We start from the raw sequence: 13554 nt of genomic DNA on the forward strand, positions 1-13554 counted from the left end.
GCGTCAGGCGGCGGCGTGCAGGTGCAGCTGCTGCGCCTCGAAGCGCCGCGCGAGCTCCTCGGACGGCAGCGCCTGGCAGACGAGCCAGCCCTGGATGTGATTGCAGCCCATCTCCGTCAGCAGTGCGCGCTGCGCCTCGGTCTCGACGCCTTCGGCGACGAGCTCGAGATCGAGCGTCTGCGCGAGGCCGACCACCGCCGACACGATCGCGCGGTCGTTGCGCGACGTCAGCAGGTTCTCGACGAAACTGCGGTCGATCTTCAGCTTCGCGAGCGGGAAGCGCTGCAGGTACGCGAGGCTCGAATAGCCGGTGCCGAAATCGTCGATCGCGAAGCGGATGCCGAGATCGGTCAGCTCCTCGAGCAGCACTTTCGCATGCGCGGGATCGTGCATCAGCAGGCTTTCGGTGATTTCGAGCACGATGCGGCGCGGGTCGATGCCCGTCAGCGCGATCGCCTCGCGCACGCTCTGCGTGAAGCGCGGGTCGCGGAACTGCTGCGGCGACACGTTGACCGCCACGTACTGCAGCGCAAGCCCCTGGCTGTCCCATGCGACGAGCTGCATGCACGCGGCCTTGAGCACCCAGTTGCCGAGGTAGTTGATCAGGCCGATCGATTCGGCGAGCGGAATGAAGGTCGCCGGCGGCACGAGGCCGTGTACCGGATGGCGCCAGCGGATCAGCGCCTCGACGCCGACCACCGCGCCCGACTGGCTGTGCGTGATCGGCTGGAAGTGGAGCGAGAACTCGCCGTTGCGCACGCCGTCGTACAGGTCGGCCTCGAGCTTCAGCCGTTCGGCGTCGGCCGGATCGTCGACCGGCGCATGGAACGCAAGCGCGTTGCCGCCCGATGCCTTCGCCTGCGCGAGCGCATGGTCGGCGCGGCGCAGCAGCGGGCTGTGATGCTGCGCGCGATGCGGCGCGGCGCGTTCGTCGGGGTAGAGCGCGATGCCGATGCTCGCGGACAGGTGCACGGTCTGCCCCTGGTACACGTAGGGCTCGCGCACCGCGGCCTGCAGCCGGCGCGCGAGCGCGTCGGCGGCGTGGCTCGCCTGCGAGCGGTCCGAGGCGCCGAGCACGATCGCGAACTTGTCGCTCGCGACGCGCGCGAGCCGCTCGTTCGGCGTGACGAGCGCCTTCAGCCGCTGCGCGGTCTCGCGCAGCAGCGTGTCGCCCGCGTCGTAGCCGAGCGCGCGGTTGATCCGCTGGTAGTCGTCGAGGTCGAGCAGCAGCAGCGCCGCGCAGGTGCCGTCCTCGTCGGCGGTCTGCTGCGCACGCATCAGCGCCGGCACGAGCGCGGACAGGTTGTCGAGCCCCGTCATCGGGTCATGGTGCATTTCATACGTCAGCTTCGCCTCGAGCGCGCGCCACGACGACACGTCGAATGCCGCGATCGCGAAACCGTCGACGCCGTGATGGCGGCTCTTGAACGCACGGACCTCGACGTCCAGCGGGTAGGTGAGCGACTTGACGATGCACATCGTCGCCTTCTCGACCTGGCCGGAACGCGCGGCGCGCGCAAGCAGGCCTTCGAGCGCCGAGGTATCCTGTTCGGCGATCAGGTCGCGCAGCGTCAGCGTGTGCAGGTAGTCGCGGTGGTAGCCGATGAAGCGCAGGCTCGCGTCGGACACGTACAGAAAGCGCAGCTCGCGGTCGACATGGGCGAGGAAATCCACCGTGCCGACCGTCTGTTCCAGCCAGTTGCGCACGGAGTCGTCGCGGCGCGGCGCGCCGGCGCGCGCCGGCATCAGCGCGCCGCCCGACCAGGCGAAGCGGCGCAGCGTATGCAAGGCGCTGCGCCAGGAGCCCTTGCGTGACGTCTGTTTCCTGTTGGCTTCCATGTTTCTCGCTGACGTGAAGGGCTGGAACTGGTTGTCCGCAAGGAATAACGGCAGATTGTGCGGAATCTTTAACGGGCCGGCCGCGGATGGCGCAGCCGCCGGCCCGGATCGCATCCCGGATGTTCGACAGGCGAACGCCGGCGTGGCCTGTATCGAGGCTGACTTTATAAGAAATGAGGACGCAGATGAAGCGAAAACTGTTGCTGGGCGCCGTGGCGGCGCTGGTGGCCGGCCATGCGCTGATGGCGCAGGCGGAATTGAAGCCGGGCGCCGCGGCGCCGGATTTCACGACGCAGGCGTCGCTGGGCGGCAAGACTTACACGTACTCGCTCGCCGGCGCGCTGAAGCAGGGGCCGGTGGTGCTGTATTTCTACCCGGCGGCGTTCACGAAGGGCTGCACGATCGAGGCGCATGCGTTTGCCGATGCGGTCGACCGTTACAAGGCTTACGGCGCGACGGTGATCGGCGTATCGGCCGACAATATCGACACGCTGACGAAATTCTCGGTGAGCGAGTGCCGCAGCAAGTTCCCGGTCGCGGCCGATCCGGACGCGAAGATCATCCGGGAATACGATGCGAAGCTGCCGGCGCTCGACCGCGCGAACCGCGTGTCCTACGTGATCTCGCCGGAAGGGAAGGTGCTCTACGAATACACGAGCCTGTCGCCCGACAAGCACGTCGAGAACACGCTCGCCGCCGTGAAGGCGTGGGCCGACGCGCACCCGAAGCCGTAAGCGGCCGCGCCTGGCACGAAAACGGCCCGCCGTGCGGGCCGCGGGCACGACAACACGCGCCGCCGGGCGGCGGCGCGCAGCGGGCCGTCACGCGCGCAAGGCCTGCTCGATCGGCACGCTGCCGCCGACGAAGCCGACGATCTTGCGCGAGATGCCGAGCTTGATCGCCTCGATCGCGGCCCATGCGACGTCCTGGCGCGACACGGGCGGCGCGGGGTCGAGCCAGGCGTCGGTCAGCGCGATCTTGCCGACGCCCGGATCGTCGGTGAGCGGGCCCGGGCGCAGGATCACGTAGTCGACACCCGACGCGATCACGCGGTCGTCGCCCTCGCGCTTCATCTGCGAATAATGGCGCAGCGCGTCCGGCGCCTGTTCGGGCCGGTACGCCGAAAGCGAGCTGATCACGACGAGCTTCTGCGCGTTGAAGGCGAGCGTGTATTCGGCCGCGCGGGCCACCGCGTCGCGGTCGACCTGTTCCTCTTCGGCCGCGCCCTCCGATTCGGCCGAGCCGGCCGCGTAGATCACGTGCGTGATGCCCTGGAACGCGTGCGAGAAATCGTTCGTCAGATCGGCCTCGACGACCCGTGCGCCCGCCAGCGCATAGCCGTGCCGGCGCACGAGCGCCGTGACCTCGAACTCCGGCTGCTTGAGCAGCAGATCCGCGCAGGCCTGGCCCGTCCGGCCGGTCGCACCAATCAGCAGTACCTTCGTCGTCATGAAACCGCTCCTTGCTCGATGCGTCTTCCGTCCAGATAGGGACGGACGACCGATAACTCAAGTGTAATGTCGATTTGCCCCGCCGGCGGGCGCGTATTAAGGGGCGTACCGGCGTCGGGCGTTCATTCGTTCACACGGATGCGGGAATGACGCGCCGACCGGCTATCATGTGCGCGATGGTTTTTTCGCCGTTACGCGTATAACGCGCCGGCCCACCGGTTGGAGTACACATGGCATTACCCCTGGACAACGTCAGCATGGCCGTGTTCTGCGACTTCGAGAACGTCGCGCTCGGCGTGCGCGACGCGAAGTACGAGAAATTTGACATCAAGCCCGTGCTGGAGCGCCTGCTGCTGAAAGGCAGCATCGTCGTGAAGAAGGCCTATTGCGACTGGGATCGCTACAAGGGCTTCAAGGCGTCGATGCACGAGGCGAGCTTCGAGCTGATCGAGATTCCGCACGTGCGCCAGTCGGGCAAGAATTCGGCCGACATCCGGCTCGTCGTCGATGCGCTCGATCTCTGCTACACGAAGTCGCACGTCGATACGTTCGTGATCATCAGCGGCGATTCCGACTTCTCGCCGCTCGTGTCGAAGCTGCGCGAGAACGCGAAGAAGGTGATCGGCGTCGGCGTGAAGAAATCGACGTCGGACCTGCTGGTCGCGAACTGCGACGAATTCATCTTCTACGACGATCTGGTGCGCGAGCAGCAGCGCACGCTCGCGAAGCGCGAACAGCAGCAGCGTGCCGGCAACGGCGGCGCGAGGCGGCCTGACGAGCCGGCCTCGCGCAAGCACGACATGGATGCCCGCAAGGCCGAGGCGATCGCGCTGGCGGTCGAGACGTTCGATGCGCTCGCGTCGGAGCGCGACGACGTCGGCAAGATCTGGGCGTCGGTGCTCAAGAGCGCGATCAAGCGCCGCAAGCCGGATTTCAACGAGTCGTACTACGGGTTCCGCGCGTTCGGCAACCTGCTCGACGAAGCGCAGGCGCGCGGCCTGCTGGAAGTGGGGCGCGACGACAAGTCGGGCGCGTTCGTGTCGCGGGCCCGCCAGCCGGCGGCCATGGAGCATGTCGCGGCGGGCGGGGACGGCGGCGCGCACGGCGGCGCCCACCACCACGGTGCGCGCGCGGCCGAACCGGCGCGGGCCGGGCGCAATGCGCAACGTCGCGGGCAGCGGGCCGAAGCGGTGGCGCACGAAAGCGAGCAGGCCGAAGCGGAAGCGGCGGACGTCGCCGAGTTCGTCGAGGCTGGGTCGGTGACGCCACCGGCTGAAACGGCTGAAGCGGCGGAGGCGGTCGACGCACCGGGCGAGGCGAAGGACGGCCGCAAGCGTGCGCGCAAGAGCGCGGCGAAGAAGACGGGCGGGAAGAAGGGTGCCGCCGCGAAGGGCGCCGGCCATCATGCGGCCGGGAAGACCGACGACGCCCACGGTGAGGCGAAGCACGGCGGCGGCGACCAGCACGCGCACGGCAGGCATGCCGACGACGCGGAGCAGGGCGACGAACGGCATGCCGCCGTGACGCGTGCCGAGCCGGCGGCCGGCGATGCCGGCGGCGACGGGGCTGCCGCCCAGCCGTCGCATGAGGCGGCGCCGCTCGAAGCGCATGCCGACGCGCCGGCCGCTGCCAAGAAAAAGCCGGCCCGCAAGGCGGCACCGCGCGCACGTCGTCCGCGCAAGACGACGGCGGCCGAGTAACGGCAGGCGTCCGGGTGCCGTCCGAAGCGGGACGGCATCCGCGCCGAACGATACCGGCCGGCGCAATGCCGGCGCGGCTGCGCTAGCCGTTCAGCACATACGGACGCGTCATCACTTCGAGGAAGTGGCCGTCCGGGTCGTCGAAGTACACGCCGCGCCCGCCGTTGTGGCGGTAGATGTCGTCGGGTTGCCGCTTCGCGGGATCGGCCCAGTGCGCGAGCCCGCGCGCGCGGATGCGCGCCAGCACGCGATCGAAGCCGGCTTCGTCGAGCAGGAACGCATGGTGCTGCGATCTGATTTCCCCCGCCTGTTCGTAGAAATCGAGCGACACGCCGTTGTCGAGCGCGACGACCCGCATCGCGCCGAACGGCGTCGGCGGCGGCAATTCCAGGAGTTCGGTCAGGAAGCGGCTCGACGCATGCTTGTCGCTGCACCAGACGATCGTGTGATTGAGCTGGACGTTCATGGCGGGTTCCGGCGAAGGGCTCGCGGTAGGCATGGACTCACGATAGCCGATCGCCGCCCGGGTTCAAGGGCAAAAAAACGGCCGCCTGCCTGAATTGCCCCCAGGAGTTGGACACCACTCCAACCCTTGGGGTCGGCTCAGTCGGGCCGCCGCTTCCCGTCATTCGCCGGCCACCGCCGGCCCGCCCGAATTGCCGCGGCGATTGCGGCGTTTCTCTCCCCACACGCGGAACCGGTCCATGTACAGGTAGACGACCGGCGTCGTATAGAGCGTCAGCACCTGCGACACGATCAGGCCGCCGGCGATCGCGATCCCGAGCGGCGCGCGCAGCTCGGCGCCGTCGCCGCTGCCGAACGCGAGCGGCAGTGCGCCGAGGAGCGCGGCCATCGTCGTCATCATGATCGGGCGGAAGCGCAGCAGGCACGCCTCGTGGATCGCGTCGAACGACGACTTCTTGTTGTTGCGCGTCTGGTCGATCGCGAAGTCGACCATCATGATCGCGTTCTTCTTCACGATGCCGATCAGCAGGATCACGCCGATCAGCGCGATGATGCTGAACTCGGTCTTGAACAGCAGCAGCGCGAGCAGCGCGCCGACGCCGGCCGACGGCAGCGTCGACAGGATCGTGATCGGGTGGATGTAGCTCTCGTACAGGATCCCGAGCACGATGTAGACGGCCAGCAGCGCGGCGAGGATCAGGATCGGCTGGTCGTTCATCGACTGCTGGAACGCCTGCGCGGTGCCCTGGAAACTGCCGACGATCGTCGGCGGGACGCCGACCTGCGCCATGGTCTGGTAGATCACCTGGGTCGCCTGCGACAGCGACACGCCCGGCGGCAGGTTGAACGAGATCGTCGTCGCGACGAACAACCCCTGGTGGTTGACCGACAGCGGCGTCGTGCTCGGCCCGAACGTCGCGATCGCCGACAGCGGGATCATCGTCGACTTCGACGTCGACACCGACGCACCCGACGACGCGCTCGACTTGCCGCTCGCGGCGATCGAGTTGAGCGCCTGGTTGCGCGCGGAATCGGACGCGATCGCCGCGGCGCTCTGCGTGGCCGTCCCGGCGCTCGACGTGCCGGCCGACGTCGCGACATAGGTGCCGGCGGCCGCGTTGGTGGTCTGCGAGCCGTTCGCGCTGCCGCCCGACGTGCTGATCCACACCTGGTTCAGCATCTCCGGGCTTTGCCAGTATTTCGGCGCGACTTCCATCACGACGTGGTACTGGTTCAGCGGGTTGTAGATCGTCGAGACCTGGCGCTGGCCGAACGCGTCGTACAGCGTGTTGTCGATCTGCGCGGGCTTGATGCCGAAGCGCGCGGCCGTCGCGCGGTCGATCGTCACCATCGCCTCGAGACCGCCTTGCTGCTGGTCGGAGTTCACGTCGGTCAGCTCGGGGCGCTTCTGCAGCGCCTCGGTCAGGATCGGCCCCCACTTGTACAGGTCGGCGCTCGAATCGCCGAGCAGCGTGAACTGGTACTGCGCGTTGCTCTGCCGGCCGCCGACGCGGATATCCTGCGCGGCCTGCAGGAACGTGCGCGCACCCGCGACGTCCGCCAGCGGCGGGCGCAGCTGCTGGATCACCTGGTCGGCCGACAGCTTGCGCTCGGAGCGATCCTTCAGCGTGACGAACATGAAGCCCGAGTTGGTCTGCGTGCCGCCGGTGAACCCCGCGACGCTCTTCACGTTCGGGTTGCCCTGCACGATCCGCATCATCTCGGAGAACTTCAGCTTCATCGCCTGGAACGAGGTCGACTGGTCGGCCTGGATGCCGCCGATCATCAGGCCGGTGTCCTGCTGCGGGAAGAAGCCCTTTGGCACGACGATGTACAGGTACACGTTCAGCCCGATCGTCGCGAACAGCGTCAGCAGGATCAGCAGCGGCCGGCGCAGCGCCCACGACAGCGAGCGCTCGTAGCCGCGCTGCATGCGCGAGAAGCCGCGCTCGAGGAAGCGCCCGAAGCGGCCTTCGTTTTGCGGGTCGTGCGACTCGGGCAGCAGGCGCGCGCACATCATCGGCGTGACGGTGAGCGACACCGCGAGCGACACGGCGATCGCGAGCGACAGCGTCAGCGCGAATTCGCGGAACAGCCGCCCGACGATGCCGCCCATCAGCAGGATCGGCAGGAACACCGCGACGAGCGAGATGCTCATCGACAGCACGGTGAAGCCGACCTCGCGCGCACCGTCGAACGCGGCCTGCATCCGCGACTTGCCGTTCTCGATGTGCCGCGAGATGTTCTCGAGCACGACGATCGCATCGTCGACGACGAAGCCGGTCGCGACGATCAGCGCCATCAGCGACAGGTTGTCGATCGAGAAGCCGAGCAGGTACATCGCGCCGAACGTGCCGACGATCGAGATCGGCACCGCGACGCTCGGGATCAGCGTCGCGCGCCAGTTGCGCAGGAACAGGAACACAACCATCACGACGAGGCTGACCGCGATCAGCAGCGTGTGCTCGGTGTCCTTCAGCGACGCGCGGATGGTGGTCGAGCGGTCGAGCACCGGCGTGACCGTGATGTCGGCTGGCAGCGACGCGGTGAGTTGCGGCAGCGCCGCGCGCACGCGGTCGATCGTATCGATGATGTTCGCGCCGGGCGAGCGGTAGAGGATCACGAGCACCGCGCGCTTGCCGTTCGACAGGCCGAGGTTGCGCAGGTCCTCGACCGAATCGACGACGTCCGACAAGTCGGACAGCCTGACGGCCGAGCCGTTGCGGTAGGCGACGACGAGGTCGCGGTATTGCGACGCCTGGGAGGCCTGGTCGTTCGTATAGAGCTGGTAGTGCTGCGGGCCGAACTCGATCGCGCCCTTCGGCGCGTTGGCGTTCGCGGACGCCAGCGCCGCACGCACGTCCTCGAGGCCGATCCCGTAGTGGAACAGCGCCTGCGGTTCGAGCTCGACGCGCACGGCCGGGTTCGCGGAGCCGCTCACCGAGACCTGGCCGATCCCGTCGATCTGCGACAGCGACTGCTGCAGCACCGTCGATGCGGCGTCGTACAGCTTCGCGGGCGACGACGTTTCCGACGTCAGCGACACGATCATGATCGGCGAATCGGCCGGGTTGACCTTGCGGTAGGTCGGGTTGCTCTTCAGCGCGGCGGGCAGGTCGGCGCGCGCCGCGTTGATCGCGGCCTGGACGTCGCGCGCGGCGCCGTCGATGTCGCGGTTCAGGCCGAACTGCAGGATGATCCGCGCGTTGCCGACCGTGCTCGTCGACGTCATTTCGGAGACGTCGGCGATCGAGCCGACGTGCCGCTCGAGCGGGCTCGTCACGCTGGTCGCGACCGTTTCCGGGCTCGCGCCCGGCAGCGACGCCTGTACCGAGATCGTCGGGAAGTCGACCTGCGGCAGCGGCGACACCGGCAGCTTGATGAACGCGAACAGGCCCGCGAGCGCGACGCCGAGCGCGAGCAGCGTCGTCGCGACGGGGCGGGTGATGAAGGGGCGCGACAGGTTCATGGCTTACGCATCCGTGCGCTTGCCGGCGTCGGGGCCGTGGCGTTCGAACCAGCCGCGCACGCGGCGCGCGAGCGAGTCGAAGCCGAGGTAGATCACGGGCGTCGTAAACAGCGTCAGCACCTGCGACACGATCAGGCCGCCGGCGATCGCGATCCCGAGCGGCTGGCGCAGCTCGGAGCCGGCGCCGGAGCCGACGATCAGCGGCACCGCGCCGAGCAGCGCGGCGAGCGTCGTCATCAGGATCGGCCGGAAGCGCAGCAGGCACGCCTGGTAGATCGCCTCGCGCGGCGGCTTGCCTTCGACACGTTCGGCCTCGAGCGCGAAGTCGATCATCATGATCGCGTTCTTCTTCACGATACCGATCAGCAGCACGATGCCGATGATGCCGATGATGTCCAGGTCGTGCCCGGTGATCATCAGCGCGAGCAGCGCGCCGACGCCGGCCGACGGCAGCGTCGACAGGATCGTGATCGGGTGGATGTAGCTTTCGTACAGCACGCCGAGCACGATGTACATCGTGACGACCGCCGCGAGGATCAGGAACAGCTGGTTCGACAGCGAGGCCTGGAACGCGAGCGCCGCGCCCTGGAAGCGCGTCTGGAACGACGCGGGCAGGCTGATGTCCTTCTCGGCGGCCTCGATCGCCTTGACGGCTTCGCCGAGCGACGCGCCCGGCGCGAGGTTGAACGAGATCGTCGTCGACGGGAACTGCGACAGGTGCGCGACCAGCAGCGGCGACGGCCGCTCGTGGAACGACGCGATCGACGACAGCGGCACCTGGCCGCCGCCGGCCGACGGCAGGTAGATGTCGTTCAGCGATTGCGCGTAGTGCTGCTCCTTCGGCTCCGACTCGAGAATCACGCGGTACTGGTTCGACTGCGTGAAGATGGTCGACACGATGCGCTGGCCGAACGCGTCGTACAGCGCGTTGTCGACGGTCGCCGGCGTGATGCCGAAACGCGCGGCGCTCGGGCGGTCGATCTCGATGTAGACCGACTGGCCGTTGCTCTGCAGGTCGGTCGCGACATCGGCGAGCGACGGCTCCTGCTGCAGCCGCGCGACGAGCTTCGGCACCCAGGTCGCGAATTCTTCCGCGTTCGGGCTCGTCAGCATGAACTGGTACTGCGTCGGGCTGACGGTCGAATCGATCGTCAGGTCCTGCACCGACTGCATGAACAGCGAGATGCCGGTGATGTTCGCCACGCGGTGCTGCAGGTCGCGGATGATCTGCGCGGCCGTTTTGGAGCGGTCGTCGCGCGCCTTCAGGTTGATCAGCATCCGGCCGCTGTTCAGCGTGATGTTGCTGCCGTCGACGCCGATGAACGACGTGAGGCTGTCGACGTTCGGGTCCTTCAGGATCTCGGCCGCGAGCGCCTGCTGGCGTTCGGCCATCGCGCCGTACGAGATCGACTGCGGCGCCTGCGTGATCGCCTGGATCACGCCGGTGTCCTGCGCGGGGAAGAAGCCCTTCGGCACGTAGATGTAGAGCAGGGCGGTCAGCCCGAGCGTCAGCAGCGCGACGACCAGCGTCGAGCGCTGGCGGTTCAGCACCCATTCGAGCGCGACCGCGTAGCGCGCGATCACCCAGTCGATCGTGCGGTGCACGCGTGCCTCGAAGCGGTGGCTTTCCGGCGGCGGCGAATGACGCAGCAGCTTCGCGCACATCATCGGCACGAGCGTGAGCGACACGATCGCCGAGATCACGATCGTCACCGCGAGCGTGATCGCGAACTCGTGGAACAGGCGCCCGACCACGTCGCCCATGAACAGCAGCGGGATCAGCACCGCGATCAGCGACACCGTCAGCGAGATGATCGTGAAGCCGATCTGCCTCGAGCCCTTCAGCGCGGCCTCGAGCCCCGACTCGCCTTCCTCGACGTAGCGCGCGATGTTCTCGATCATCACGATCGCGTCGTCGACGACGAAGCCGGTCGCGATGGTGAGCGCCATCAGCGACAGGTTGTTCAGCGAGAAGCCGGCCATGTACATCACCGCGAGCGTGCCGATCAGCGACAACGGCACGGACAGGCTCGGGATGATCGTCGCGTAGATGTTCGCGAGGAACAGGTACATCACCAGCACGACGAGCGCGACCGCGAGCAGCAGCTCGAACTGCACGTCGCGCACGGCCGCGCGGATCATCGTCGTGCGATCGGTGACGATCTCCACGTCGAGCGCGGCCGGCAGCGTCTCCTGCAGCTTCGGCAATTGCGCCTTGATCGCGTCGACCGTCTGGATCACGTTCGCGCCCGGCTGGCGCTGCACGTTCAGGATGATCGCGGGATCCGAATTCACCCACGCGCCGAGCTTGGTGTTCTCCGAGCCGGCGACGACCGTCGCGACGTCGGTCAGCATCACCGGGCGGCCGTTCTTGTACGCGACGACCGCGCTGTTGTACTGGTCGGCGCTCGTCAGCTGGTCGTTCGCGTTGATCGTGTAGGCGCGCGTCGGGCCGTCGAAGTTGCCCTTCGGCGTGTTGACGTTCAGGTTCGAGATCGTCGTGCGCAGGTCGTCGAGGTTCATCCCGTACTGCGCGAGCGCGGTCGGGTTCGCCTGGATCCGCACGGCCGGGCGGTTGCCGCCCGACAGGCTGACGAGGCCGACGCCCGCGATCTGCGAGATCTTCATCGCGAGGCGCGTGTCGGCCAGGTCCTGCACCTGCGTGAGCGGCAGCGTCTTCGACTTGACGGCGAGCGTGATCACCGGCGCATCGGCCGGGTTGACCTTCGCGTAGATCGGCGGGGCTGGGAGGTCGGACGGCAGCAGGTTGCCGGCCGCGTTGATCGCGGCCTGCACTTCCTGTTCGGCGATGTCGAGCGGCAGGTCGAGCGAGAACTGCAGCGTGATCACCGACGCACCGGCCGAGCTTTGCGACGACATCTGGTTCAGCGATGGCATCTGCCCGAACTGGCGCTCGAGCGGCGCGGTGACCGACGAGGTCATCACTTCCGGGCTCGCGCCGGGGTAGAAGGTCTGGACCTGGATCGTCGGGTAGTCGACTTCGGGCAGCGCGGCGAGCGGCAGGAACCGCAGCGCGACGAGACCGGCCAGCATGATCGCCGCCATCAGGAGGGCGGTGCCTACCGGCCGGAGAATGAAGAGGCGGGAAGGATTCATCGAGCGGCCCGCGCGTTATTGGGCCGCTGCCTGCGACGCACCGTGCTTGTGTCCGCCGTGATGGCCGGCGGCGCCCGACGCAGCCGAGGCACCCGACGCCGCGCCGGCGCCGCGCGTGCCCGACGCGCCTTTCGGCTTGTCGGCCGGAATCGAGATCTTCGAGCCTTCGCGCAGGCGGTCGGAGCCGTCGGTCACCACGCGCTCGCCGAGCGCGACGCCGCTGACGATGCTCGTGCGTTCGCCGTCGACCGGGCCGATCGTGACCTTGCGCACGGTTACCGTGTTGTCGGGTTTCACGACGTAGACGAACTGGCCGATCGAACCCGTCAGCACCGCGGACGTCGGCACGATCGTCGCGTTGCGCAGCACGTCGACGAGCAGCCGCGTGTTCACGAACTGATTCGGGAACAGCATGCCTTCCTTGTTATCGAAGTTCGCGCGCAGCTTGACCGTGCCGGTGCTCGTGTCGATCTGGTTGTCGAGCGTGGCGAGCGACCCCGTCTCGAGCGGCACCGTGTTGTTGCGGTTGTAGGCGGTGACCGACAGTTTCTGGCCCGCGTTCACCTGCTTGAGGATCTGCGGCAGGTTGTCTTCCGACGTCGTGAAGATCACGCTCATCGGCTGCAGCTGCGTGATCACGACGATGCCGTTGGTGTCGCCCGGCGTCACGTAGTTGCCCGGGTCGACCTGGCGCAGGCCGACGCGGCCCGATACCGGCGCCGTGATGCGCGCATACGTGAGGTTCAGCTTCGCGGAATCGATCGCGGCCTGGTCGGTCTTCACCGCGCCTTCGTACTGCTTGACGAGCGACGCCTGCGTATCGACGGTTTGCGACGCGATCGAATCCTGCGACAGCAGCGTCTGGTAGCGCTTCAGGTCGAGGCGCGCCGTCGCGAGCAGCGCCGAGTCGCGTGCGAACGTGCCTTCGGCGTTCTCGAGCGCCACCTGGTACGGGCGCGGGTCGACCTGCGCGAGCACGTCGCCCTTCTTGACGATCTGGCCTTCCTGGAACGACACCGACTGCAGGTAGCCCGACAGTTGCGTCTTGACCGTCACGTTCGCGAGCGGCGTGACGGTGCCGAGCGCGGACAGCACGATCGGCATCTCGCCTTGCGTCGCGGTCGCGACCTGCACGGGCTGCGGAACGTTCGCCATCGCAGCGGGGCCGCCGCGGCCGCGATGGCCGCCTGCGCCGCCGCCGGCGCTTGCGCCCGCGGTTTGTGCCGCGCTGCCGGCCGCCGGCGTGCGGTTCCACGGATGCCACCACAGCAGGCCGCCGATGACGACGACCGCGAGCGTTCCGATCATCAGCGTGCGGCGCGGGCGTCGCGCGGCGGGGGACGCAGGGTCTTTCGAAGAGGGCGTGGGCTTTTGTTCGTTATCCATCGTGATCTGTCAGGAAGACGGCGCGGCGTGCCGGAAATCGGACTGCTGGGCTGCGCGTGGGCGAGCGGGTGACGGGACGGGGCGGCCCGGCTCGGTCCGGGGCCCCCGTCGACCCGCGCGGGGAAAA

8 protein-coding genes are annotated in these 13554 nt (G+C 68.1%); 2 read left to right on the forward strand and 6 right to left on the reverse strand.

Going from position 1 to position 13554, the window contains the following annotated elements; all coding sequences use genetic code 11:
- Window positions 1–3: 3 nt before the first annotated feature.
- Complete coding sequence (gene cdpA / locus AC1VVG_RS06050; RefSeq protein ID WP_193791016.1) at window positions 4–1746, reverse strand: cyclic di-GMP phosphodiesterase CdpA; 1743 nt, start codon at window positions 1744–1746, stop codon at window positions 4–6.
- A 278-nt stretch (window positions 1747–2024) separates the two neighbouring features.
- Here cdpA and AC1VVG_RS06055 point away from each other — a divergent pair, with 278 nt between their 5' ends.
- A complete protein-coding gene (locus tag AC1VVG_RS06055; RefSeq protein WP_034186558.1) occupies window positions 2025–2573 on the forward strand; it encodes a peroxiredoxin in 549 nt (182 codons plus the stop codon).
- 87 nt (window positions 2574–2660) lie between these two features.
- Here AC1VVG_RS06055 and AC1VVG_RS06060 read toward each other — a convergent pair whose 3' ends face one another.
- Entirely contained in the window at window positions 2661–3290 is a 630-nt protein-coding gene (locus AC1VVG_RS06060; protein WP_034186559.1) for an NAD(P)H-binding protein, read from the reverse strand.
- 230 nt (window positions 3291–3520) lie between these two features.
- Between AC1VVG_RS06060 and AC1VVG_RS06065 the strand changes: the two genes are divergently transcribed.
- Window positions 3521–4990, forward strand: coding sequence for an NYN domain-containing protein (locus tag AC1VVG_RS06065; protein ID WP_226227217.1), 1470 nt, complete (start codon window positions 3521–3523; stop codon window positions 4988–4990).
- An 82-nt stretch (window positions 4991–5072) separates the two neighbouring features.
- Here AC1VVG_RS06065 and AC1VVG_RS06070 read toward each other — a convergent pair whose 3' ends face one another.
- The 4 genes from AC1VVG_RS06070 to AC1VVG_RS06085 all read right to left on the reverse strand — a co-directional run bounded on the left by AC1VVG_RS06070 (window position 5073) and on the right by AC1VVG_RS06085 (window position 13427).
- On the reverse strand, window positions 5073–5456 hold the full coding sequence (locus AC1VVG_RS06070; RefSeq protein WP_482835350.1) for a VOC family protein: 384 nt from the start codon (window positions 5454–5456) through the stop codon (window positions 5073–5075).
- 159 nt (window positions 5457–5615) lie between these two features.
- Window positions 5616–8924, reverse strand: coding sequence for an efflux RND transporter permease subunit (locus AC1VVG_RS06075; protein ID WP_482835351.1), 3309 nt, complete (start codon window positions 8922–8924; stop codon window positions 5616–5618).
- Between the two features lie 3 nt (window positions 8925–8927).
- Entirely contained in the window at window positions 8928–12041 is a 3114-nt protein-coding gene (locus AC1VVG_RS06080; RefSeq protein WP_034186563.1) for an MdtB/MuxB family multidrug efflux RND transporter permease subunit, read from the reverse strand.
- A gap of 15 nt (window positions 12042–12056) precedes the next feature.
- Window positions 12057–13427, reverse strand: a complete 1371-nt coding sequence (locus AC1VVG_RS06085; RefSeq protein WP_482835352.1) for an MdtA/MuxA family multidrug efflux RND transporter periplasmic adaptor subunit — start codon at window positions 13425–13427, stop codon at window positions 12057–12059.
- Window positions 13428–13554 lie beyond the last annotated feature (127 nt).

It is taken from the genome of Burkholderia sp. L-4, from assembly GCF_056856535.1.